The sequence below is a fragment of the Sphingobacterium sp. genome (assembly GCF_039596235.1).
Classification (GTDB): Bacteria; Bacteroidota; Bacteroidia; order Sphingobacteriales; family Sphingobacteriaceae; genus Sphingobacterium.
Genome location: NZ_JBCNKE010000005.1, coordinates 109,357 through 133,380, shown reverse-complemented (window position 1 = coordinate 133,380; position 24,024 = coordinate 109,357). Strand labels below are relative to the sequence as shown.

Below are 24,024 nucleotides of genomic sequence, written 5' to 3'. Positions count from 1 at the left end.
TCCCACCTGTTTTCCCGAACCTATCAAAACCGATCTAATAAGCTATGAGGCCATCATGTTTACGTCCTTTTTCGCATCTATTCTTTTCGTTTACCTTTTCCAAATTCCCAGTAAAAATAAAAGCCCCCGTAATACGGAGGCTCTATTGTAATATTATTTTCCAAGGTTGTTACGCCTCAGCATATTCTTCGATCGAAGGACATGAGCAGATCAATGTACGGTCTCCCTGTGAGTCGTTTACACGTCCTACAGAAGGCCAGAACTTACGCTCTCTTACGTACTCCAATGGATAAGCCGCAGTCTGACGACTGTAAGGTCTATCCCAATCATCTGCAGTAACCACTGCTGCTGTGTGTGGAGCATGCTTCAATACGTTATTTGCTTGTTCTGCTTCGCCCGATTCAACCGCAGCAATTTCCTGACGAATTGCAACTAATGCATCACAGAAACGATCCAATTCAGCTTTCGATTCAGACTCTGTTGGTTCAACCATCAATGTACCAGCCACAGGGAAAGAAACTGTTGGTGCATGGAAACCGTAGTCCATCAAACGTTTTGCGATATCAGCAACTTCGATACCTACATTTTTGAAACCGCGGCAATCTAAGATCATCTCATGCGCACAACGTCCGTTGCTACCAGAATAAAGTACTGGGTAAGCATTTTCCAAACGTGCTTTAATATAGTTTGCATTCAATATTGCAGTCCGTGTAGCATTAGTCAAGCCTTCACCGCCCATCATCGAAATATAAGCGTGAGAAATAAGCAAGATTGATGCTGAGCCAAATGGCGCCGCAGAAACAGCTGTAATGCCTTCTTCACCTGAAGTAGAAACAACCTGATGGTTTGGCAAGAACGGAACTAAGTGTTTAGCCACACCGATCGGTCCCATACCTGGACCACCACCACCATGTGGAATACAGAACGTTTTGTGCAAGTTTAAGTGACAAACGTCAGCACCGATATGACCTGGGCTAGTCAAGCCTACCTGAGCATTCATGTTAGCACCATCCATATATACCTGACCACCATTGGCGTGAATGATTTCACACACTTCAATGATAGATTCTTCAAACACACCATGTGTAGATGGATAAGTCACCATTAATGAGTTCAGATGAGCAGCATGCTCTTCCGCTTTAGCTCTCAAATCTGGGATATCAATGTTTCCAAGTTCATCACATTTCACGACCACCACTTTCAGACCAGCCATTGAAGCCGATGCAGGGTTTGTACCATGTGCAGAAGCTGGGATCAAACAGATGTTACGACCATGATCACCACGGCTCTCATGATAAGCACGGATAACCATTAGACCTGCATATTCACCTTGCGCTCCTGAATTAGGCTGGAAGCTCATTTTAGCAAAACCTGTGATCTCTGATAACCAATCATTCAATTCACCGATCATCTGCATATAACCGGAAGTTTGGTCAGCTGGTGCAAATGGATGTAATCCACCAAATCTCGCCCAGGTAACCGGGGTCATTTCAGCTGTCGCATTCAATTTCATTGTACATGAACCCAAGGGGATCATCGAATGACATAAAGATAAATCTTTAGCTTCCAACGATTTAATATAGCGTAACATCTCATGTTCAGAGTGGTAGCTATTAAAGTTTGGATGCGTTAAGTAAGCTGAGGTACGGACCAGTTCAGCTGGAATTGAGGAACCAACATTTTCTTCTAATGTATCGAAATCTACATCGTTCAATGTTTTGCCCTGAATTTTTGCAAACACTTTTACGATTGTTTTGATATCCTCGTATGTTGTTGTTTCATCGATAGCGATAGAAACCTGTGAACCTTTGTAATAGAAGTTCAATTCATTATTCAACGCTTCAGATTTTAACGCCCCGGCATGCGCACCTAAATCTACACGTAGGGTATCAAAGTAAGCGGTATTCAATTGGGAATAACCTAATGATTGTAAAGCCTGATCCAATAAATTGGCTAATGCATTGATACGGGATGCTATATTTTTAATTCCCTCTGGGCCATGGTAAACAGCATAGAAAGAAGCCATAATAGCCAATAAAGCCTGTGCTGTACAGATATTAGAGGATGCTTTATCACGGCGAATATGTTGCTCACGTGTTTGTAAAGCCATACGTAGCGCGTACTTCCCGTTGGAATCAGAAGTTACACCAATGATACGTCCGGGAATATTACGTTTGAAGCTATCACGCGTCGCGAAGAATGCGGCATGAGGACCTCCGAATCCCATTGGTACACCAAAACGTTGGGAGTTGCCGACAACAACATCTGCACCCCATTCTCCCGGAGGAGTCAACAAAGCTAAACTCATCAGATCCGCAGCAGCACATACTGTAATATTTTTATTGTGAGCAGCTTCAGCAAATGATTTGTAGTCAACGATTGATCCGTCTGCTGCCGGGTATTGTACAAATGCAGCAAAAACATCATCTGTCAATTCGGACTCTTGAATAGCTGTGATTTTCAGTTCGATACCGAAAGAAAGCGCACGCGTCTTTAATACATCAATCGTCTGTGGATAAGCATTTTCTGAAACCAAAAATACATTCGCATCTTTGTTTTTACGTGCTGAGTAAAGCATAAACATCGCTTCAGCAGCGGCTGTAGCTTCATCTAATAATGAAGCGTTTGCAATTTCCAATCCGGTAAAATCAGAAATAACAGTCTGGAAGTTTAAAAGTGCCTGTAAACGGCCTTGTGCAATTTCTGCTTGGTAAGGCGTATATTGCGTATACCATCCCGGATTTTCAAACACATTACGTTGAATAACACCTGGAAGGATCACGTCATAATATCCTTGACCAATAAAAGATTTAAAAACTTTATTTTTCTCTGCGATTTCTGCTATTCGCTTTAAATAAGCAACCTCAGACAATGCTTTCGGAAGATTTAAAGGTTTTGGAGCACGGATTTGAGAAGGGACCGTTTGGTCGATTAGCTGGTCAATTGACGTTACGCCCAATTTGGCCAACATTTCATTCGCTTCAACTGGACTTGGGCCATTGTGGCGACTTTCGAATTTTTCTTGGAAGTGTATATTGCTCATGTGTGCAAAAAGTTAACGCTTATAGACAGTTAGCGACATAATAATTAGGTAATTAACTCTCTTATAAACAGTCGTTTTTTGGATGAGCAAAGATAGCAAAATAAATGACTGAAAACGAAGCAAAAAAGTGGATAAAAAGTCAGTTTTAAATACAAGCAAATATGCAATCGATTGTCCTCTAAACATTAAATTTCAAATAAAAACAATCAATACTAATTTGTATTAAAAATATACCAACCAAATTCAAAATAGTTTGAAAACATGACAAAAAACAAAAGACTATGCTATTAATTTTCAAGCAGCATTTTTTCTTTTTGAAGATTTTCTTTTTGCAATGGAGCCGATTTTTCAATACATTAGTATAAATACCAATTGTAAAGTGATCGCTGACAGTTCGACTATTATTCAAAGCAATGTCAGGCATAATCTGGAAGATGCTGATTCATTCAAAAAAATCTGAACCAGATATTATTTCTCGTATACAATAGGTCTTATAAGTAAGAATAGCATTTCTTTTTTAACAAATATAAACCAGCGAAGTAACGATTATAAATCATGAGAAAACAGGTAACAGACAGTGTACTCCTCGTAAGACCATCTGTCTTCCGCAAAAATGAACAGACCGCAGTCAATAATTTTTTCCAAAAGGACATTGAAAATCTAAGCGGCGAAGAAGTAAATAGAGAAGCACAGGGGGAATTTGACGCCCTTGTCAATGAATTAAAATCACACGGTATCCTAGTAACGGTCATCCAGGATGATGAAAAATCCGAAAGCCCAGACAGTATATTTCCGAACAATATTGTCTCTTTCCATCAGGACGGAAAAATTATCTTTTATCCGATGTTTGCGCCCAACCGCAGAAAAGAACATTTATTGGACTTTGAGGGGCCATTGAAGCAAAATGGTTACTATGTAAAACTAATCAAAGACCTCAGCGAGGCTGAAAATAACAGACAATATTTAGAAGGAACAGGGGCTCTTGTACTCGATCGTACACATCGAATTGCCTATTGTGCACTATCTGAACGGGCGGACCGGGCGATGTTAGACGAATATTGTAGAACGGAAAACTATACGCCTGTAGTCTTTCACGCATTTCAGACAGTCAATGGCGAACGCCGGCCCATTTATCATACCAATGTAGTATTAGCTGTCGGAGAAGATTTTGCCATCTTATGCCCTACCGCAATTGATCATCAATCCGAGCGCGATACATTGATAAAAAAGCTAAAAGAGACCGGAAAAGAAATCATCGAGATCAACGAAAACCAATTGGAAAATTTTGCAGCAAATTGTCTCCAGGTGAGAAATAAATATGGGAACCGTTTTATTGTCCTAAGTGATAAAGCGTTGTCTTCATTAACACTGTACCAAACAGCGCAATTGGAAAAACATGGTAAAATCATCCATCAAGACTTACACGTTATTGAAACCTGCGGTGGTGGTAGTGTCCGCCATATGATGGCAGAAGTATTCCTTCCAAAAGAAAAAATGGTGAATGCCTAAGGCATTCACCATTTTTTAATTCAATTTCAAAAGCAGGAGCCGGCGATCTGGTCAGATCGCCGGCTCCTGCTTTTATAAAGTGCTTAAAAAGAATAACGTAGTCCCAGTTGGAATTGGTATGGGTTACCAGAAGGGGTAACGATACCTGAATTGTTTACATTGTAATTAAACTGCTGCTTTGCAGGATCAAAAGGGATCAGCTTTTCCCCCGCAGCATTTTTCCCACCTAAAGCATATAGATTTTGATTGCCTAGAGATTCATTTATGCCCCAAGTTTTCTTGAACAAGTTGGCAACGTTGAAAAGATCCCCTGATATTTCCAGCGCATGGTTCTTATATAAATTGAATTTTTTAGCAATTCGTAGGTCAATCACACCATAAAAACCATTCACCCCACCATTACGTTCTGCTATTTTACCCTGATATTTCTTGATATAATCTTTAAGACTCTGACTCGCATCTGGATTATTCAACAGATTATTCAACCCGGTGACCAACTGTTTTGAAGTATTGGAATTATTCGGATCAAAAATATAGGCCAGATCATTGTCTCCGGCGACAAAGTCTCCATTGATATTTCCGCCGGCGAGCAAACTATACCGTGTACCTCCGATACCTGAGTAGCGAACGCCGACACTGACACCATAAAATGTTGGCAGAGTTCCGTAAATAACTACTTTATTACGGAATTGATTGTTCGAATAGCTCATCTTGCTCAAATCGCGAGGATCATCTTTTACCGCTAAGGATAAGGTCGCCGTATTGGCCACATTCCCATTGAATGAAGTATTGTCTTTCGCATCATTCCAAGTATAACTAACCGAGATCGTTCCATCCTTGTAATACTGATAACTTGCATCAAATACGACAGCAAATTGGTTGACTTTACCCTCAGAATTCAATTCCAAAACTCGGCCGAACTTATCTGAAATCCGTCCTTTTTTCCAGTCCGGAGCTCCATCGACGATGGATGCTGCAGGAACGAATACCCCTCTATTATCTTCATTTGCAAGTCTAAAGAAAGGGTCTTTCACCATATTACGATCTACATACATATAGTTATTGCGTCCCAAATTCATATATCCGGAAAGGCTTGCCTTCAACTTTTCTGTGAAAAAGTGCGTGTAAGATAAATTAGCCTTATACACAACCGGGATTTTAGCATCGGGACCATAAGTATTGATGGTGGGTACCTGAAACTGAGCCAAAGTAGGTGTGGATGATGGGTCCTTTCTGTAGTCTACAAAATTTGGCGTTGGCACATCCGCACCGCGAACATCAACAGTAGCAAAATGCTTCCCATCAAAAGTAAGGTTATTGATCGTCATATAATTATTGATATCCGATGCAAATATCCCTCCACCCACTCGAAAGAAATCCTTTCTTTCTTCGTTTACATCCCAGGTCATTTGGAAACGTGGTTGCACGACAAAAGACTTGAGTTTATGATCTGTACGGACGCCAACTTCTCTCAACAATTCCTCATTCAGAGGAGAGGTAGGATAATGCCCGTAATCCAATCGTAAGCCGGCGACCAAGTCCAATCCCTGCGCGAGCTTGGTTTGCAATTGTCCATAAACACCGGCATTGAATATCTTACCGACCACTGCAGGATCACTCATCAAAGGAACTTCACGATAGTAAGCGTAGGGTTTCATATCGTCAAAGTTCTGCATAGCCGTCTTTCCGTCGCTTGGTCGAAAGTGGAAGCGACCATTGACCTCACTTCCGTAAATGGAATTTGCATGGGTATACATCAGGTCCACACCAAAGGTGTAATTGATATTATCAGTGCTGTAATAGATATTATCAACAAGCTGAAATACGTTATTTTTAAAAGATTCCTGTGCAAAACGATGCCCTCCCAATTGTAATGTGGTCTTTTTATCTTCCCCAGCAATTTTGGAGACCGCATCTTCAACAATGGCACGTGGAATATTCTGACCAGGCAAAAGGTCTCCCGGACTACTTTTCTGATAGGTATAGAGATGTTGTACTTTTAGCTCATTGGTTACCCTAGGGGAAACGGTGGTACGCAAAGTAGCCAATAGGCTATTGTCAATATTTTTATCATTCCCGTAAGATTCATATAAAGTAATTGGCTTGTTGTCTTGCAGCCCCAGCTTATTGTTATCACTTGTAAAGTTGTTACGGACTGTCAATAAGTTTTTTTCATTAATCTGCCAGTCAATACGTCCAAAAATCGCGTCAGAGCCTCTTTTTTTATCAAAAGCACCATATTGGCGTTCGTTCCCCAATCCGTATTTTTTCCGCCCGATATTGACAAATTCATCCAATGTCGCATTTGTAACATTAAATCTTTTTTCGTCGGCTTCGGAGTTGATATCAGCAATAATCAAAGGGCGGGAGTCTTGCTGATGATCCCATGCAACAAAGTAATGAAGTTTGTCTTTTATAATGGGACCACCCAAAGTAAAACCATATTGATAAGTGGAGAAATCGTTACTCCGCTTGTTTCCTCGAATATCGTATGGGCTGGACAACCAATCTGCTCGGGAATATAACCAGGCACTACCTTGAGTTTTATTTGTACCCTGTTTAGTCACCGCACTGACTGTTCCACCCCCAGCTCTTCCGTAGGTGACATCATATTGGTTAGTCACGACTTTAAACTCCCGTACCGCTTCAATAGAGATCGAGAAAGGAGCGCCACTCCGACTTGTTGTCGAACCCGCAGAAGTTGGATTTTTAGCGTTCATACCATCAATGGTAAAATTAGTAGAAGACCCAAGTTGACCACCGATATTATCACCTTTGCTCAATGGAGACAGATCCATTAAAGAAGTAAAATTACGACCATTTACGGGTAGTTTCGCAATATCCCTGGCTGTTACCGCGGTTGCCGCACCTAAATTCTCTATTTTATTCTTCAGGGTGCTTACTCCAGTTAGTTCGACCGTTTCCAGTATATTTGAAGCACTCTGAATTGGAATTGTTAACCGGATCATATCGCCCTGGTTTAGTGTGAAGCCCGAACGAATCTGCTCTCCATAGCCGATATAGGTAACTTTAATGATGTACGGACCACCTAATGGAAGTTCCTTGAAATTGAAATCGCCATTAGCGTTGGTCGATGTTTTTGTAGTAAAACCTGTCGATTCATTACGGACCTCCACCGAAGCTCCATGAACTCCTTTGTTATTCTCGTCGGTAATCTTTCCCGAAAATCCTGCTTGGGTTGTTTGCGCATACAAACCTGTTCCTATTGCAATGGCACAAGTCGTAAGTAATATTTCTTTCATTTAGTTGTTGGTTGTAATACGGCAACAAAACTACTTTCATAGTATTAACAGAAGCTAAACGAAATATTATGAAATTATAAACAAAGCATCATAAAAGATTATAAAAGATAGCTATGCAAAAGCATTTGAGAACAGTTAGCCACTAACAGCAATTATATGCTACAATAAAAAGAAACTGACAGCCCATCGATACTTGATAAAAAAAAGTCAGTAAAACACTGACTTTTAATATAAGATCGTAAATTTAAAATCCAGGGGATTAAAGTATTTATAAAGATCTCGAAAGAGGTTATCTCCGTATTTTACATATAATAGCGCAAAGTTTTCAGATCTCTCCTGTAAGCCTCCGCCCGGGAAAAGCTTTTCCTTGACGTTGTCGATATCCGATAATGCATGCTGATGGTTTCGTTTTTCGGCTTTCATCAGCTTTCTTTCCAGATTATTCATTGCCTTTTTCAGTCGCGCTTTTATAGCTTCTGTACTTGGCCCTAAACTAGGATCAATTTTGTGTGTACGCAGTTTTATCTTTCCAAATATCGCATTCAATTCCATCCATTCATCGTTAAGATTCAATCGTTCTTTTGTATGACGACGTACATATTCTTTCTTCAGAACCTCAGCCGGACGGAAGATGCTTTTAAAAGTTAAATCCACACGGAAGAGCTTTGCTGCAATGTTATCCTCAGTAATCATTGCGGAATTTCGCGGAATTAAGATGGGGAAATCAACTTGATATTGATCAAAATTAGATTTCAATTGCATCCAATAGACCATTTCTGCCCCGCCACCAATATAAGCTAAATTGGGAAGAATAATTTCCTGATACATTGGACGCATCACCACATTTGGGCTAAAACGTTCAGGATGAGCATCAATTTCGCGTTCCAATTCTTCCTTGGTAAAATAGATATTTTGATGCAAAACTTCATATCGGCCATCAGCATTCAGTACCAAACGTTCCCGAAATTCATCTGTAAGGTAGAAGAAATTGATCTCACGGGCATGCACCTGTGTCGAAAAGCCTTTTGATTCTAGTTCTTTCGATCGCTCTGTAATGGCCTTAAAACTTTTTTCGGATAAAATATCCGTTTTGATAATCGGTTTAAATAATTCCTTCAGTTCTCGATCATCCGCATCAATAATTAAAAGACCATAGGATTTAAAGAGCTCATTCACCATATATCGGGTGGCATCAGCTAATCGCTGATGTTTTAGATAGGCTTGCTCTACAATTCGTGTAAGCTTGGCTGAATTGTCTGAAAGACCAAGGATGTTAGTGTATTGCTTGACCGCGTCAACAATCGAGGCGGTATCCATACGTCCCGTAGCCGATACAGCGGGTGTGTCCCAAACAATTCTTTTTCCGTAAACCTTGGTATGATTAATTTCTTCAAAATCGTGATCCTCAGTTGCCATCCAATAAACGGGTATAAAGTTTTTGTCCGGATGTTTACTTCGCAGGTCTTCTGACAGACGTATCGCTGTCATGATCTTAAATATAAAGTATAATGGCCCCGTAAAGATATTCAACTGATGGCCAGTAGTAATGGTGTAGGTGTTATCCAGCAACAACAAATCTATATTTTGGGCCACAATAGGAGAATCTTGCAATAAGGTCGCATATTGCTCTTTTAGGCGTTCTACGAGAATAGTACGGTGAGCAAATGGTTTCTTTTCTTGCACCTGTTTCTCAAATCCGTCAAATGTAGGCCAGTGCCCAACAAATGGTTTCAGCGCCTCATCATGAGCCAAATAGGCCAACAATGTTTTGGAGAAACTGTTTGTCTCACTGTATTCGATATAAGTTGCTTTCATATATGCTTATTGTACGATATACAAATGTATTTAGTTTGAGCAGACAAAATACTGATTTTTAATAAAAAGCCAGTTGCACTTTTAAATTATATCATTCTATTGACAAATGTCCAAATCCCCCTCATGCTTACACGAAGACAAACAATCATGAACATCGACCGAAGATTCTCTCCCCCAATAAACCGGGGTAGCAATTTTGTTAATGCCTTAATAGAAAAACGCCTCAATCACAGCAGACACTTTCTAAAAATAACCGTTTAAAAACGTAGATCAGTTGTCTGAATTGGATATTTTCGAATCGCGGTGTGGTACATAAATGAAAAAACAGAAGGAGCTACCCGTTTTTTGGGCAGCTCCTTCTATATATTTTATTCATGATCTGTATCGATCAATCCGGTATTATCTTTTGACGATTTCACCATAGAGATCGAAATCCTCCGCACGGTCGATTTTTACCTGCACAAAATCACCAATACGCGCATAGGAATCAGCTGCTGAAATCAATACCTCATTATCCACTTCTGGCGAATCATATTCTGTACGTCCGATAAAATAATCTCCGTCGACACGATCTACCAGCACTTTATAGGTATTACCTACTTTAGATTGATTAATCTCATAAGAAATACCTTGTTGAACTTCCATAATAGCCTCAACACGTTCTTCTTTTACCTCTTGGGGGACATTATCTTCCAGGGTATGCGCATGCGTCTTCTCTTCATGAGAATAGGTAAAACAGCCCAAACGATCAAAACGGGTTTCCTCTACCCATTCTAACATTTCCTGAAAGTCCTTTTCAGTCTCGTCCGGGTATCCACAGATCAATGTCGTACGCAATGCAATATCGGGTACTTTATCGCGAATAGCATTAACCAGATCAATCTGCTTTTGTTTAGTAGTTCCTCTGCGCATGGATTTCAACATGGGGTCTGAGATATGCTGCAATGGCATATCCAGGTAATTACAGATATTAGACCGTTCATTCATTGCATCCAAAATATCCATAGGAAACCCGGAAGGATAAGCATACTGTAAACGGATCCATTCAATACCATCTACATCAGATAAATGACGCATCAAGTCAGAAAGATTGCGTTTACCATAGATATCCAATCCATAATAAGTTAAATCCTGTGCAATTAAAATTAATTCCTTCGTTCCGTTTGAGGCTAAGAATTTAGCTTCTTTAACTAGATCGTCAATTGATTTGGAAACGTGCTTGCCACGCATCAAGGGTATTGCACAGAATGAACATGGGCGGTTACAACCTTCTGCGATCTTAAAATAAGAAAAGTGGGAAGGAGTGGTCAATAAGCGTTCGCCCAGTAATTCATGGCGATAGTCTGCTCCGATAGAAGAAAGCAAATCAGGCAGATCATTTGTCCCAAAATAAGCGTCCACACTTGGTATTTCAGCTTGCAATTCGGGTTTATAACGTTCGGAAAGACATCCGGTGACAATCACTTTGTTAATCTTACCCTGGTCCTTTAATTCGGAATATTGCAAAATTGCATCAATAGATTCTTGTTTGGCATTGTCAATGAAACCGCAAGTATTGATGACAACAATATCATTCTCCTGTATATTTGATGCTTCATGGACCACCTCCATCTGATTACCTTTCAACTGGCCCATCAGCACTTCACTATCGTGAATATTTTTCGAACAGCCCAAAGTAACCACGTTGACACGGGGTTTATTGATCGATGGGGCAGGTTTCGTATATTTTGTCTTCATATGATTAGAAGGGTTTGTCAAGAAACAAAGGGAACTCTTGACTAAGAAAACAAGGGCTTAAACATGTTCACCTAGATCCTTAATTTCATTTATTAATCATTCCAAAAAAAGAATGAAAGCCTTATTTATGACAATTGTTAGTATTCTATTTGAAAAGGGAGTCTACAAATTCTTTTTTATTAAATAATTGGAGATCACCTATTTTTTCTCCGACGCCGATGTATTTCACTGGGATTTTGAACTGATCGGATATCCCAATGACAACACCTCCTTTTGCGGTTCCGTCCAATTTCGTCAGTGCCAGCGCATTTACATCCGTAGCCTGTGTAAATTGGGTACATTGCTCTATGGCATTCTGACCTGTAGAGGCATCTAACACCAATAAAATTTCATGCGGAGCACCGGGAACGACTTTTTGCATGACATTTTTAATTTTGGTCAATTCATTCATTAAGCCAACCTTATTGTGTAGGCGGCCAGCGGTATCAATAATACAAACATCTTCTCCATTCGCTACAGCAGATTTAACGGTATCATAAGCTACCGAAGCGGGATCAGAACCCATTGCCTGTGCCACAACTCGTACACCAACACGCTCTCCCCACAGTTTAAGCTGATCAACTGCAGCAGCCCTAAAGGTATCTGCAGCTCCTAAAACCACCTTACTTCCTGCCTGTTTAAGCTGATGAGCAAGCTTACCAATTGTGGTTGTCTTCCCCACGCCATTGACGCCGACGACCATAATTACATAAGGCTTGTGATCCCCATAATTAAAGTTTTCAAAATCTGAGCTATTATTTTCAGCGAGTAAGGTCTGAATCTCCTCTTTCAATAAATTGTTCAATTCTGAAGTGGAGACGTATTTATCTCTAGCAACACGCGCCTGGATACGGTCGATGATTTTTAAAGTCGTTGTAACTCCGACATCAGAAGTAACCAAAACCTCTTCCAGATTATCAAGCACATCATCATCCACGGTAGATTTACCAACTACCGCTTTCGTTATCTTGGAAAGAAATCCTTCTTTGGTTTTTTCCAAGCCTTTGTCTAAGGCCTGTTCTTCTTCTTGTGTTTGTGGCTTTTTCTTAAAAAAATCAAATAATCCCATGGAGTGTTTAGTGAAAATTGATGTCCAAATATAAACAAATGTCCTCAACAAAAAAAGCCCTTTCGGTAGGATACCAAAACGGCTATTTTTATCGAATTCTTTTTAAAGAAAAACTTTAAAAAAGGAAAATGCTACTAGTTATTTTTTTGAGCTTCTGCAACGACGTCTTTCACTTTATCGTTGTGAACCATACCTTCTTTGAAAGTATACGCGCCAGTTTTTGCAGATTTAGTAGTAACAATAACCTTTGTAAATTCTTTACCGCCACCTTTTTGTAACGATGCAACTGCTTTCTTTGCCATGGTATTTTAAATATTTTTACTCAGCCCTCTATTGCAAGTGCTAAGATGGGTGAATTACTTAATTTCTTTATGAACAGTAACTTTTCTCAAAACTGGGTTGAATTTTTTCAACTCTAAACGCTCAGTTGTGTTCTTTTTGTTTTTAGTAGTGATGTAACGAGACATTCCCGGAAGACCACTTTCTTTGTGTTCAGTACATTCTAAGATAACTTGTACTCTATTTCCTTTTTTAGCCATTGTTTTACTTTATTTTGAATCCTAATGCTAGGATTGAAATTCATGAATAATCTTAATGTAACAGGCGATAAATCAATATTAAATTGATCCTTTAACGATAAATTTATTGATCGCAGCTGTAATACCGTTCTTGTTGATAGTTTTGATAGCAGAAGTAGATACTTTCAACGTAATCCAACGATCTTCTTCTGGAATGTAAAAACGTTTAGTTTGTAAATTTGGATAGAATTTACGTTTAGTTTTAACGTTTGAGTGAGAAACGTTATTTCCTGTTAACGCTGCTTTGCCTGTTAAATCACAAATTCTTGACATGATATTATCTTTTTTGTTGTCTTTATTACAATATATTAATCCTTTGCACTCTCTGCAAAGAGTTTGCAAATATCTATATTTTTTTTTAGATAAGCAACAACATTATGGGAATTATTTTTAAAAATAGTTCTACACAGGAATGGTATGGGCAAAAATAAAGCATTTTATTGTATTATATTTGCTCTGTAAAGAAAAATAGTTTTCAACAATTCACATTTATGAACAAATATCTTCGCAAGGGCTTAAGAGAAATAATCATTGGTGTATTATTGGTTATCCTTGGTTACTACCTGATGGAACAACGGTCCAATTGGTATAAACTAGCTATGCTCATCGGAGTGATTACCTTCAGTATCGGCTTTCTGACATTAATCTATAGAATGATTCGAAAAGTAGACCGCAATGCAATTATTGAGATGCGTGAAGAGGCTAATAAAGAGGGGGGGCATAAAAAAGATAAAGAAGAAGATGCTGAACAAAACTAGAGGTATCGTCTTAAAAACAACCAATTATTCGGAAAGTAGCCTTGTCGCACAAATATACACCGAATCATTTGGCATGCAATCTTACCTCATTGCTGGCGCACGTAAGCCCAAGGCAAAAATCAAAGCCAACATCTTACAGCCTTTACATCTGCTTGAAATCATCGCAACACATAAGGATAATGGTTCGCTACAACGTATTTCGGAAGCTCGGCAAACCCCTGTATTGCAAGAAATACCCTACGATATTATAAAAAGCTCACTGGCGCTCTTCTTAAATGAAATCTTGTATAAAGTATTAAAAGAACAGGAGAGTGACCCTTACTTATTTGAATTTATCCATCAGTCTATCCGTTGGCTGGATGAAACCCATTTAAATCTGGCCAATTTCCATTTGGTCTTTTTAATCAAACTGACGCGTTTTCTAGGTTTCTACCCAACGGCATCAAAACAGGCTCTCCCTTATTTCAATTTACACGAAGCTACATTTTCAAATAGTCTCCCAGAGCATCCACTTGTACTCCAGGAGCCACACACTTCCATTTTTCGCAGCCTAATCGAATCCGAATACTCAACCAGCGATCATATCAAAATGTCTAGCTCAGATCGGCAATTTCTCTTAGAAAAGTTGTTGGATTTTTATAGGATTCACCGCACAAACTTCAAGGAAGTAAAATCATTGTATATCCTTGAAGAAATCTTCCGATAATAGGCAGCAATAACTATTTTAAATAGATATCCTCATGATGAACAGATACTTTTGAGTATTAAACATACACATGCAACCACCTATCAGTGAACATACAACAGAAGAACCTGTTATAAATTACATTAAATTACCCCTCCTTGCGGCACCTAATATAATTGTTTAACGAGATAAATTCTTGGTACATTTATTGTAACAGAATTGTAATAACATTGATTTACTAACACATATTTTTCACCTAAAAAATCTTAAAATTATATGGAAATTAAAGATTGGTTTTTAAAAGTTGTTCGTGACAACTATGCTAATTTTGAGGGAAGAGCGCGCCGTAAAGAATATTGGATGTTTTTTTTAGCAAACGTTCTCATTGGACTGGTCTTCGGAATCCTCGGCCGGGTTACAAGTTTATTCACTTATATTTCCGGCTTAATAAGTTTAGCATTACTTATTCCAAGTATTGCTGTTGCAGTACGGAGGCTGCATGATACAAATAAATCAGGATGGTTTTTATTATTGATTTTTATACCATTTGTCAACCTTTACCTGATTTATCTATTACTCATAGAGGGCGATAAAGGGCCAAATCAATATGGCCCCGATCCTAAGGCAGAGGAAAATGGGGCAAATCATCCGTTCAATCAAGCACAGGATCCATTTGGTTCTTCACAGCCAAGAGATCCGTTTGGTAGCTCACAAGCACCTGATTCACCTTCAACTCCGCCCGCGGATAGGGATCCATTCGCATAAAACAGGCTGAATACATAAAAAGAGCGTCCATTTTGATAAATGGACGCTCTTTTTATGTATTCTTTTTCGACAATTGCAGCGCTTTCCACAACAACGAAAAATCTCGATCAATGTCTATGTTTTTTCTTTTTTTGTTGACCAGGCGCAAAATCTCTTGCCGATTGTTCTCCATAATATTTTTTTGCCTGACCGGGAGGCATGCCTTTTGATTTATGCTTGTGCCTATGTCCATGCGCATGTCCATGATGTGTGGAATAACACGCCGACATCGAAATAGTCATGACAGCAGCAAAAATCAATAATAACGTACGTTTCATGTTAAAATCTATTTATAAATAGGTCCATACAATTATCAGTCCAAATTATTATCCAATAAAAAAGCCCATGCGGATTGCATAGGCTTTTTCACAATAAATATATCTTGAATCTAATTAGATAACTCTTACATTTACCGCATTAAGACCTTTACGGCCTTGTTCAACTTCGTAAGAAACATTGTCATTCTCACGAACTTTGTCAACTAATCCTGAAACGTGAACAAAAATTTCGCTCTCGCCTGAATTAGGGATGATGAAACCGAAACCTTTGGTCTCATTAAAGAATTTTACTTTACCTTCTTGCATGGCACTATTTTATTAATTTCCCTAAAGGTATAGAAATAAAATCAAAAATCTTAACGTTTTTATTTTTTTTATCCGTTAAACTTTTTTGTCAAGTTTGGCTCCAATCTTGTAGCACTGCGATAATAGCAATCGTATTATTATAAAACTTTAAGATAGTAAAACATGAAAAAAATATTATTAGGACTGGCTTTTTTAGGTTTGATAACAAAACTAAACGCTCAACAAATGGTAAATAAAGAATTTGTTTCTACAGTGGGTCGCGCAGAAGAAGAAGTGACTCCGGACATCATCTATATAGATGTTACACTAAAAGAGTTTTACGATAATGGGAACGCCAAGAAAAAGGTTGCTATAGACAAGTTGGAAAAAGATCTTTTTGACTCCGCAACAAAAGCCGGTGTTAAAAAAGAAGATTTTACGATCCAGAATATCTGGAGCTATAATACCCCTGAAAAAAAGAAAAAGGACACGGACATTCTGCTTTCGAGACAATACCGAATTAAAGTAACGAACTTAAACAAATTGGATCAGTTATTGGATGGAGTTGATAAAGCCGGAATTCAAAGCACTTACATCAGTGAATACGATTATTCGAAGAAAAAAGAACTTGAAAAAACCTTAAAAACGAAAGCTGTGTTGGATGCGAAAGCAAATGCGCAGATTCTTGCAGAAGCAGCAGGGCAGAAAATCGGCAAAGCGATCGTGCTTTCGGAAACACCGCAACAGATTATCTTTGGCGTTCAACCAACGATGCGTAATGCAATGTATAAAGGCGCCATGGCTGAAGCTGCAGATGCTTCTGGTGAAAATGGCCTTGACTTAAATATCAGGCCAATGAAAGTGACCAGCGAAATCAGCGCTTCTTTCGAACTATTATAATCATGCATAGGGAATTATCTCCAGAAGATAAAAAGAAACGATTAGAGCATGACTTCGGTTGGATCAACCGAATATCCTGGTTAATGGATAATCAGTTCAAGATTGGCAAATTCCGGTTCGGATTGGATCCAATCTTGAATCTGATTCCCTTAGGGGGTGCTATTGCAGGATTTGGCACATCATTAGTCCTTGTCATCGCCATGTGGCGAAATGGAGCTAGTCCAAAATTAGTCATCCGTATGCTGCTCAATATCAGCCTCGACGCTATCTTAGGAAGTATTCCTTTCTTGGGTAATATTTTCGATTTTTACAGCAAGGCCAATGAGAAAAATATCAGACTTTTACGTGAACATTATTATGAGGGTCGACACAAAGGTTCGGGTATCGGTATTATCTTAACGATCGTATTGATCCTATTTATCTTGATAGCTGTTACTTGTTACCTGATCTGGATTTTCTTTTCCTGGGCATTTTCGCTATTAAATGGGATTTCTTTCTAATATTCCCTCTTTTTACACCGCCTCCCTTTGTAGCACAACCTGGATATAAAAACAATTGTGCATATCTAATATCTATTTAATAATTTTGATAGCAGTAGATTCGCAGTAAGGCGATCTCCAACACTAATTTTAACATTAAAAAATGAGCAAGAAAAGAATATTTGCCCTGCTTTTGGTTATCATCATGCTTGCAGCCATTCTAACAAACCCGAGCAAGGAGGAACACGAAAAAATTGTCCGTGCAAAAGCTGAACAATTGTTAAAAAATCAGCTTCACGCAAAAGATCAAGCCTTTTTCGGCTTGGGGATGCAACTTTTCGGAAATAATTTAGTGGACAATTTTGTCCAGAATTCGATCGTTGTAGACAATTATTACCTCTTTTCGCTCACCAAGATAAAATGGCAAGGCACGGAACAGATTATCGGTGGTGGCGCGTTTAAACAGGTTTGGTTGAGTCCCAAAATTGATGAAAAAGCGGATGAAATCATTGCTGCATTGAAAAAAATCTAATTATGTCCTTAGAAATTCTTTATGAAGACGAATCCATCGTAGCCATCAATAAACCGCATGGGCTTTTGGTACATCGTTCTTCGATTGCGCGCGACACCTCGGAATTTGCCCTTCAAATACTACGTGATCAGCTCGGGAAAACGGTATATCCTGCTCATCGCTTAGACCGAAAAACTGGCGGGGTGCTTTTGTTCTCACTGAACAAAGAAACGGACCAATACCTCCAAAAAAGTTTTCAGGAACATCAAATAGATAAAAAATATATCGCTGTACTCCGAGGATTCGCACCTGAGGAAGGGATGATCGATTATCCTTTGAAAAAAGAAAATGGCACGTTACAAGATGCCCAGACATCATTCAGACTGCTGGCCAAAAGTGAGCTCGATATTCCTTTCGGGAAATTCCCTACTTCCCGTTACAGTCTGGTTGAAGCCAATCCACTGACAGGTCGCATGCATCAATTGCGGCGTCACTTTGCCCATATTTTTTATCCCATTATCGGTGATCGTCCGCATGGCTGCAATAAACAAAATAAATTCTGGAAAGAGAATTACCAAATGGACACGATGTTACTGCATGCCTCTGAATTAACTTTCAAACATCCTCAGTCGGATGAAACGATTCATATTAAAGCTGCTATTCAATCTGATTTCCGGAAAGTTCTTGGAATCTTAAATATAAAAGAATTATGCTAAAATTAATTCTCGAAGCATTTATCAGCATATCAGGCATCGCCGCGGCATCTGGGATCGTCTATAATAACGATGAACTTCATATTGTCTCGGACAACAGCAATTATCTGTATAGCTATAACCTTGCTCAGCAACGCCTATCCAAAACGGTCTTATTGGAAGCTGAACCCATGGAAAATATCAGTAAAGCAAACAAAATGGATCTTGAATCCATTACTTTCGACGGCAAGCGATACTACCTTTATGGCTCAGGATCAACTGAAAAGAGAAACAACCGGTTTATTTGGGACGGAAACAAAGTCGTGAAGGAAGACTATAGCGAAATCTACGCGCGTTTAATGAGGAAATTTAAGATCAGTAAATCGGACTTCAACATCGAGGGAGTGCTGCATATTGACGACCGGATCTTGTTTTTCAACAGAGGAAATGGCCCAAAAGGCATCAATGCGATTTTAGAATACAACAGTAAAGCTGAAGAGAAGTCGCGCTGTATTCCAATCGAGTTACCCAAGTTAAATGGCATCAGTACCGGTTTTTCGGATGCCACACTTGTCGGTGAAGACATTTATTTCATCGCTACAGCAGAAGATGCGAAATCGACCTATCTTGACGGCGAGATTGCAGGATCTTTCCTGGGTAAGATACCAGCCGATCTATCCTCCAAATACGAAGTATTTCAGATCCCCGAAAATCACAAGTTTGAGGGTATCGCCTTCAAGGAGAAAACCGATAAGGGGTTAGTTTTCCTACTCTGCGAAGATACGGATACTGAAGATGCTGAACTGACGGTTTATTCGTTGAAAGTAACGAATTAAATCATTTGTTCTAAAATAGAATCAAAGCTAGGAATCACGTATATTTTATTAAATTTGCAACTGATTAAAACTTAATTTTTATGTTAAAAAATACTGCCCTTTCGGAGACGCACATTGCTTTAGGAGCAAAGATGGTTCCCTTTGCAGGCTTCAACATGCCGGTACAATATACCGGTATCAATGATGAGCACGAAACAGTTCGTACAGGTGTAGGAGTTTTTGATGTAAGCCACATGGGCGAATTCATCCTTAAAGGTGAAAAGGCCCTGGATCTTCTTCAAAAAATCTCTTCAAACGATGTATCGAAATTATATGACGGTAAAGTTCAATATGCTTATATTCCAAACGAAACAGGCGGTGTAGTAGACGATTTTCTAACATACCGAATCGACGATAAGACCTATTTTTTGGTTGTTAATGCCTCCAATATTGAGAAAGACTGGAACTGGATTTCCAAATACAATACCGATGGTGTAGAAATGAAAAATATTTCTGACCAGACTTCTTTATTTGCCGTTCAGGGTCCTAAAGCAGCCGATGCTTTACAATCATTGACGGATATTGAGCTCGCGCCAATGGAATACTATACTTTTGCCAAGGGTACCTTTGCTGGTGTAGAAAACGTATTGGTATCAGCAACCGGCTATACTGGCGCTGGTGGTTTCGAAATTTATGTTGCTAATGAAGATGCACAAAAAGTTTGGGATGCTATTTTTGAAGCCGGAAAAGCTTACGGAATTAAACCTATCGGATTGGGGGCACGTGACACCCTACGCCTAGAAATGGGTTTCTGCCTTTATGGAAATGACATCGACGATAATACGTCTCCTTTAGAAGCGGGATTAGGTTGGGTAACGAAGTTTACAAAAGATTTTGTAAACTCTGCTGCGCTTAAAGCTGAAAAAGAAGCTGGACTTAAAAAGAAACTGGTTGGTTTTGAAATGATCGACAGAGGTATCCCGCGTCACGATTATGAGATCGTAGACGCTGATGGCCATGTGATTGGCCGTGTTACTTCGGGAACGCAATCGCCAACATTGAAAAAATCAGTAGGTTTGGGTTACGTGGATACTGCCTTTGCAAAAGACGGTACAGATATCTTTATCCATATCCGTAATCAAAAAGTTAAAGCTAAAGTAACGAAACCTCCATTTGTAAAATAAGAACAGGTGTAGGCAATACACAAAAAGAGCAGAAAACTGTTGTTTTCTGCTCTTTTTGTGTATTATAAGTAAGAAAATCGTCCTATTTATTTTTTCCTTTCGCTTGTTTAGCGGCATATTCCCGCTTTTTTTCACGATCCTTTTCTTGGATAACGACTTTTATCCGCTTGCTTAAGACAACCTTAAGGTAAATCAAAACAACCAAAAATGCGATAGACAATCCTGTCACCAACATATTTCCGGCTTTATACCCTTCAAATCCACAATACGCCAAAAATACAATGGCCAAGTTCAATACAATATTCAGTATAAAATATTTTGTCATATTACTTTTTTGTTAATCCCAATACACGCGGTCGCCACATGAAGAAATAGAAAATTCCGCCGATAATATTAAACAGTACGATAGCCAGTGCCATCAACATCCGCTCACCATTGGGAATAGTCCTGGAAAGCATAATTTCCCGCAAGGTCAATATCACCCATAAAAGGGACAATAAAATAGAGAGACTACCTAATACAGGGAAGATCCCTAAGTTTAAGAGCCGAGTGAATAGGGCTACAATATAAAAAGCAAGACTAAACAAGAAAGCTTGTTTAGTCTGATGCTCCAAGTTTTTCATATTAATAAACGTCTAACTCTGGATCGATTTCCTCTTTCCATGCCAAGATGCCGCCTTTTAAATTTGCTAGATTATCAAATCCTTGTTGCTCTAACAACATAATTGCCTGTGCCGAACGTTTTCCGGAACGACACTGAACGATAACGGGTTTATCCTTCGCAATCTTATCTGCCTCAATCAGGATTCCAGATAGGGGAATATTCAAACCGTTCAGATTTGAAACTTCATATTCAAATGACTCACGCACATCAATCAATTGAAAATCTTCGTTGTTATCGATCTTATTCTTTAATTCTTGTACAGATACTTCTTTCATTGTCAAATAATTTATAATCAAATATACTACATTTTTTTCTGAATTGTCTTTCTTCAAAAGCCATCAGGAACATTCATGCTTGTCGCTAATAACAGAAAGACGAAATTTTATTGAATGCATTTCATTCCTGAAGGGTCAACAAGATCCTTCATTTAAACTTTACCGTTTTGAGGGTAACGGTATTTGCCCATTATGGGGCCGCTAGCACGAATTTCTACAAAAATTACAGCCGAAATCACTATCTTCATCCGAACATGACTAATTTTATGAATTCAGCACCTAAAATATCTTTAGTATTTTCGCTAATCGCCCTATGCTCCATGACATTTGGACAGCAAGTGATTTCCGAACAACAACGTCAGGGCGTGAGCCGTATCTTAAATACTTTGGCATCGGATGATATGCGCGGACGATCGGCCCTGACAAAAGACATTGAGCCGGCCGCAGATTTTATCGCCGGAGAAATGAAAAAAATAGGGCTCAAACCTTATGCGGAAGAATCTTTCAGACAGACATTCCAACTGGACAAACTCTCGCCCAAAAGCAATGTGGCCGCGATCAATGAAAAAGCGATTGCTGCTGAGCATATCATATCACTGGGCAGCCATGTTGACCTCAAATGGAACGAAAAAAGTCCTGTAAGGATCACCCATATCGCTGCTGGGGCTGATTTCTCCCAAGCCTTTCGTGAACAGTCCTTATCCAAGGAAAATACGCTCGTGCTGGTAGACCCTTCGTTTGAAGCCTCTTTTGTTCGTTTTGGCCAGATGCTCAACAAACCTAAATTTGTGGAGGATCCTAACATACAAAAACCGTCCATAGTTTATCTGCTAAGCTCAGAAAAACCGAAAACATTTGATATTCATATCCAACGTGATCTTCAGCACTTCCCACTTTTTAATGTTGCCGGAATTATTCCCGGAAAGAGTAAGCCAAATGAATATGTAATCTTCTCTGGCCATTATGATCATATTGGTATATTACCTGCTGTTGGACAGGACTCGATAGCCAATGGAGCCGATGATGATGCTTCGGGAGTAACAGCGATGCTGACCCTTGCAGATTACTACAAGAAGAAAAATAACAATGAAAGGACGCTTATTTTTGTGGCCTTTACAGCCGAAGAACTCGGCATGTATGGCTCAAAATATTTTTCCAACCATATTAATGCCGATCAGGTCGTGGCGATGATTAATATGGAAATGATCGGAAAAGATTCAAAATTTGGTCCTAATACAGTATATATAACAGGCTATGATCAATCTGACTTGGGTAAATTGATGCAGGAAAACCTAAAAAACACGGCTTTCAAATTTTATCCAGATCCCTATACAAAACAAAATTTATTCTATCGCAGTGATAATGCCGTATTAGCGGCAAAAGGTGTTCCCGCACATTCGTTTTCTACCTCCCAAATGGACAAAGATGAGTATTACCATACGGTAGAGGACGAAGTCAGCACCTTAAACGTTCAAAATATTATTTCCAGTATAGAAGCAATCGCGATAGGTACTTCAGGCATTGTAGAAGGAAAACAAACGCCCTCACGTGTAGAAAAATTAAAGGATTAATAGGCGGTGCGTTCTATTGCCCGCTGCATCACATAATCATTCAATACAAAACCATAATACGGAATATCGACCGTTTCGACAACCTGAAAGCCCTGCTTTAGATAGAAATGATAAGCAGGGTTATTTCTATTGACATTGAGTTCCAAAATATCCTTGCCTTTGGTTTTTGCTTTTTCAACAGCAAAATCAATTAATGCCTTCCCAAAACCTTTTCCCTGCACATGAGGCATCAAATAAAGTTTTTCGATACGGAGTTTATCTTCAAAAGTCTTTAGTGCAACGAAGCCCTGGCCGATACCGTCTTCCTTTAATATATAAAAAAACTGTCCATTTACCATTCCCTCAGCTAAGCCCTCGACGGTATAACTTTTCTCCAACATGAAATCAATCTGCTCTTTCGAAAGTATTTCTCCATAGGCGTCAGGCCATATAATGTGGGCCATATTGGAAATGCTACGGATATCTGTCTGTTCTGCTAATTCTATTGTTATCATGAGATTGTCTCCCCTATTAAAATATATTTTGATTTCGAAAACTCAAGCTTAAATAAACCATCCCTTTCAGTTTCATACAGCTCAGCTCCTATTTTCCGAAGACCTGCTGTTGTGATTTCTTCTCCCTGGGAATCTACTCTTAGTTGTTCACCGCCCATTTTCCATTTTGTAAAACCGGTTGTGACAAAATAATAACGCATGCCCCGGGCCAATAATACAATATTGATCTGATCCAAATAGGGCTGATAGGGTGTATGATCTATTTGATCTGTAATAATATTAACTGCCTTATATTGATGTTTAATAAGATATTCAATGGCCGATTGTAAAAAATTACCACGATAGGGGATGACTTTTGAATTTTCCTGAATTGGATCCGCAAGCCTTTTCGCAAAAACAATGTCAAACTTATATCCTCTGGCATCCAGTGGATCAACAAGATTATTTTCGATAGCAACAGTAGGGCTCCATTCCAACAGTTGTCCCAAATCTTCTTCTTCGATCAGAAAAAGGTCTTCAATCAGCAGAGCGGGTTCCTGGTTCTCTCGGACAATATGATGTGATGACATTTCGAAA

The 24,024-nt window shown here is 39.1% G+C and carries 26 protein-coding genes; 11 read left to right on the top strand and 15 right to left on the bottom strand.

Annotated features, from left to right (window positions below; genetic code table 11):
- Window positions 1-169: 169 nt before the first annotated feature.
- On the bottom strand, window positions 170-3,043 hold the full coding sequence (gcvP, locus tag ABDW32_RS12550; RefSeq protein ID WP_343562864.1) for an aminomethyl-transferring glycine dehydrogenase: 2,874 nt from the start codon (window positions 3,041-3,043) through the stop codon (window positions 170-172).
- A 555-nt stretch (window positions 3,044-3,598) separates the two neighbouring features.
- On the opposite strand from gcvP, the gene ABDW32_RS12545 reads away from it, so the two are divergent.
- On the top strand, window positions 3,599-4,552 hold the full coding sequence (locus ABDW32_RS12545) for an arginine deiminase-related protein (RefSeq protein ID WP_343562861.1): 954 nt from the start codon (window positions 3,599-3,601) through the stop codon (window positions 4,550-4,552).
- 83 nt (window positions 4,553-4,635) lie between these two features.
- On the opposite strand, the gene ABDW32_RS12540 is transcribed toward ABDW32_RS12545, so the two are convergent.
- The 7 genes from ABDW32_RS12540 to rpmB all read right to left on the bottom strand — a co-directional run bounded on the left by ABDW32_RS12540 (window position 4,636) and on the right by rpmB (window position 13,326).
- Window positions 4,636-7,815, bottom strand: coding sequence for a carboxypeptidase regulatory-like domain-containing protein (locus tag ABDW32_RS12540; protein WP_343562859.1), 3,180 nt, complete (start codon window positions 7,813-7,815; stop codon window positions 4,636-4,638).
- Between the two features lie 225 nt (window positions 7,816-8,040).
- Window positions 8,041-9,630, bottom strand: a complete 1,590-nt coding sequence (gene bshC / locus ABDW32_RS12535; RefSeq protein WP_343562857.1) for a bacillithiol biosynthesis cysteine-adding enzyme BshC — start codon at window positions 9,628-9,630, stop codon at window positions 8,041-8,043.
- 399 nt (window positions 9,631-10,029) lie between these two features.
- Window positions 10,030-11,367, bottom strand: a complete 1,338-nt coding sequence (rimO, locus tag ABDW32_RS12530; protein ID WP_343562855.1) for a 30S ribosomal protein S12 methylthiotransferase RimO — start codon at window positions 11,365-11,367, stop codon at window positions 10,030-10,032.
- A gap of 145 nt (window positions 11,368-11,512) precedes the next feature.
- The gene (gene ftsY / locus ABDW32_RS12525) at window positions 11,513-12,475 is read right to left on the bottom strand and encodes a signal recognition particle-docking protein FtsY (protein WP_077436836.1); all 963 of its coding nucleotides are present in this window, start codon (window positions 12,473-12,475) and stop codon (window positions 11,513-11,515) included.
- A 134-nt stretch (window positions 12,476-12,609) separates the two neighbouring features.
- Window positions 12,610-12,777 carry a DUF4295 domain-containing protein gene (locus tag ABDW32_RS12520; protein ID WP_077436837.1) on the bottom strand — a complete coding sequence of 56 codons (168 nt, stop codon included), beginning with the start codon at window positions 12,775-12,777 and terminating at the stop codon, window positions 12,610-12,612.
- Window positions 12,778-12,831: 54 nt separating this feature from the next.
- Window positions 12,832-13,014: a 50S ribosomal protein L33 gene (gene rpmG / locus ABDW32_RS12515; RefSeq protein WP_002998409.1), complete on the bottom strand. Its 183-nt coding sequence runs from the start codon at window positions 13,012-13,014 to the stop codon at window positions 12,832-12,834.
- A gap of 78 nt (window positions 13,015-13,092) precedes the next feature.
- The gene (rpmB, locus tag ABDW32_RS12510; RefSeq protein WP_046672597.1) at window positions 13,093-13,326 is read right to left on the bottom strand and encodes a 50S ribosomal protein L28; all 234 of its coding nucleotides are present in this window, start codon (window positions 13,324-13,326) and stop codon (window positions 13,093-13,095) included.
- A gap of 218 nt (window positions 13,327-13,544) precedes the next feature.
- Here rpmB and ABDW32_RS12505 point away from each other — a divergent pair, with 218 nt between their 5' ends.
- The 3 genes from ABDW32_RS12505 (at window position 13,545) to ABDW32_RS12495 (ending at window position 15,261) form a co-directional block, all read left to right on the top strand.
- A complete protein-coding gene (locus ABDW32_RS12505; RefSeq protein ID WP_343562853.1) occupies window positions 13,545-13,811 on the top strand; it encodes a signal peptidase in 267 nt (88 codons plus the stop codon).
- The gene (gene recO, locus ABDW32_RS12500) at window positions 13,795-14,517 is read left to right on the top strand and encodes a DNA repair protein RecO (protein ID WP_343562851.1); all 723 of its coding nucleotides are present in this window, start codon (window positions 13,795-13,797) and stop codon (window positions 14,515-14,517) included. Before ABDW32_RS12505 ends, recO begins: the two co-directional genes overlap by 17 nt.
- Window positions 14,518-14,772: 255 nt before the next feature.
- The gene (locus ABDW32_RS12495; protein WP_343562849.1) at window positions 14,773-15,261 is read left to right on the top strand and encodes a DUF805 domain-containing protein; all 489 of its coding nucleotides are present in this window, start codon (window positions 14,773-14,775) and stop codon (window positions 15,259-15,261) included.
- Window positions 15,262-15,368: 107 nt separating this feature from the next.
- Here ABDW32_RS12495 and ABDW32_RS12490 read toward each other — a convergent pair whose 3' ends face one another.
- Window positions 15,369-15,578 carry a quinol oxidase subunit 4 gene (locus ABDW32_RS12490; RefSeq protein WP_343562847.1) on the bottom strand — a complete coding sequence of 70 codons (210 nt, stop codon included), beginning with the start codon at window positions 15,576-15,578 and terminating at the stop codon, window positions 15,369-15,371.
- A gap of 114 nt (window positions 15,579-15,692) precedes the next feature.
- Window positions 15,693-15,884 (bottom strand): cold-shock protein, encoded by a 192-nt coding sequence (locus tag ABDW32_RS12485; RefSeq protein ID WP_046672593.1) that lies wholly within the window; start codon window positions 15,882-15,884, stop codon window positions 15,693-15,695.
- Between the two features lie 162 nt (window positions 15,885-16,046).
- On the opposite strand from ABDW32_RS12485, the gene ABDW32_RS12480 reads away from it, so the two are divergent.
- The 6 genes from ABDW32_RS12480 (at window position 16,047) to gcvT (ending at window position 20,444) form a co-directional block, all read left to right on the top strand.
- Window positions 16,047-16,763 (top strand): SIMPL domain-containing protein, encoded by a 717-nt coding sequence (locus ABDW32_RS12480; RefSeq protein ID WP_343562845.1) that lies wholly within the window; start codon window positions 16,047-16,049, stop codon window positions 16,761-16,763.
- A 2-nt stretch (window positions 16,764-16,765) separates the two neighbouring features.
- Window positions 16,766-17,263, top strand: coding sequence for a DUF4112 domain-containing protein (locus ABDW32_RS12475; RefSeq protein ID WP_343562843.1), 498 nt, complete (start codon window positions 16,766-16,768; stop codon window positions 17,261-17,263).
- Window positions 17,264-17,405: 142 nt separating this feature from the next.
- On the top strand, window positions 17,406-17,774 hold the full coding sequence (locus ABDW32_RS12470; RefSeq protein WP_343562841.1) for a hypothetical protein: 369 nt from the start codon (window positions 17,406-17,408) through the stop codon (window positions 17,772-17,774).
- A 2-nt stretch (window positions 17,775-17,776) separates the two neighbouring features.
- Window positions 17,777-18,469, top strand: a complete 693-nt coding sequence (locus ABDW32_RS12465; protein ID WP_343562839.1) for a pseudouridine synthase — start codon at window positions 17,777-17,779, stop codon at window positions 18,467-18,469.
- The gene (locus ABDW32_RS12460; RefSeq protein WP_343562837.1) at window positions 18,463-19,281 is read left to right on the top strand and encodes a hypothetical protein; all 819 of its coding nucleotides are present in this window, start codon (window positions 18,463-18,465) and stop codon (window positions 19,279-19,281) included. The genes ABDW32_RS12465 and ABDW32_RS12460 overlap by 7 nt, the downstream gene beginning before the upstream one ends.
- A gap of 80 nt (window positions 19,282-19,361) precedes the next feature.
- Window positions 19,362-20,444 (top strand): glycine cleavage system aminomethyltransferase GcvT, encoded by a 1,083-nt coding sequence (gene gcvT / locus ABDW32_RS12455; protein WP_343562835.1) that lies wholly within the window; start codon window positions 19,362-19,364, stop codon window positions 20,442-20,444.
- Window positions 20,445-20,526: 82 nt separating this feature from the next.
- Here the strand turns inward: gcvT and ABDW32_RS12450 are convergent, their stop codons facing one another.
- The 3 genes from ABDW32_RS12450 to ABDW32_RS12440 are packed head-to-tail and all read right to left on the bottom strand — an operon-like array spanning window position 20,527 to window position 21,383.
- Window positions 20,527-20,769, bottom strand: a complete 243-nt coding sequence (locus ABDW32_RS12450; protein WP_343562833.1) for a DUF6358 family protein — start codon at window positions 20,767-20,769, stop codon at window positions 20,527-20,529.
- 1 nt (window position 20,770) lies between these two features.
- Entirely contained in the window at window positions 20,771-21,067 is a 297-nt protein-coding gene (locus tag ABDW32_RS12445) for a PLDc N-terminal domain-containing protein (RefSeq protein ID WP_343562831.1), read from the bottom strand.
- Between the two features lies 1 nt (window position 21,068).
- Window positions 21,069-21,383, bottom strand: a complete 315-nt coding sequence (locus ABDW32_RS12440) for a rhodanese-like domain-containing protein (RefSeq protein ID WP_070562591.1) — start codon at window positions 21,381-21,383, stop codon at window positions 21,069-21,071.
- Window positions 21,384-21,649: 266 nt separating this feature from the next.
- On the opposite strand from ABDW32_RS12440, the gene ABDW32_RS12435 reads away from it, so the two are divergent.
- Window positions 21,650-22,954, top strand: coding sequence for a M20/M25/M40 family metallo-hydrolase (locus tag ABDW32_RS12435; protein WP_343562828.1), 1,305 nt, complete (start codon window positions 21,650-21,652; stop codon window positions 22,952-22,954).
- Here the strand turns inward: ABDW32_RS12435 and ABDW32_RS12430 are convergent.
- Together ABDW32_RS12430 and ABDW32_RS12425 are read right to left on the bottom strand one after the other, a co-directional pair.
- Window positions 22,951-23,448 carry a GNAT family N-acetyltransferase gene (locus tag ABDW32_RS12430; protein WP_343562826.1) on the bottom strand — a complete coding sequence of 166 codons (498 nt, stop codon included), beginning with the start codon at window positions 23,446-23,448 and terminating at the stop codon, window positions 22,951-22,953. The genes ABDW32_RS12435 and ABDW32_RS12430 overlap by 4 nt on opposite strands.
- Window positions 23,445-24,017, bottom strand: coding sequence for a thiamine diphosphokinase (locus tag ABDW32_RS12425; protein WP_343562824.1), 573 nt, complete (start codon window positions 24,015-24,017; stop codon window positions 23,445-23,447). The genes ABDW32_RS12430 and ABDW32_RS12425 overlap by 4 nt, the downstream gene beginning before the upstream one ends.
- Window positions 24,018-24,024 lie beyond the last annotated feature (7 nt).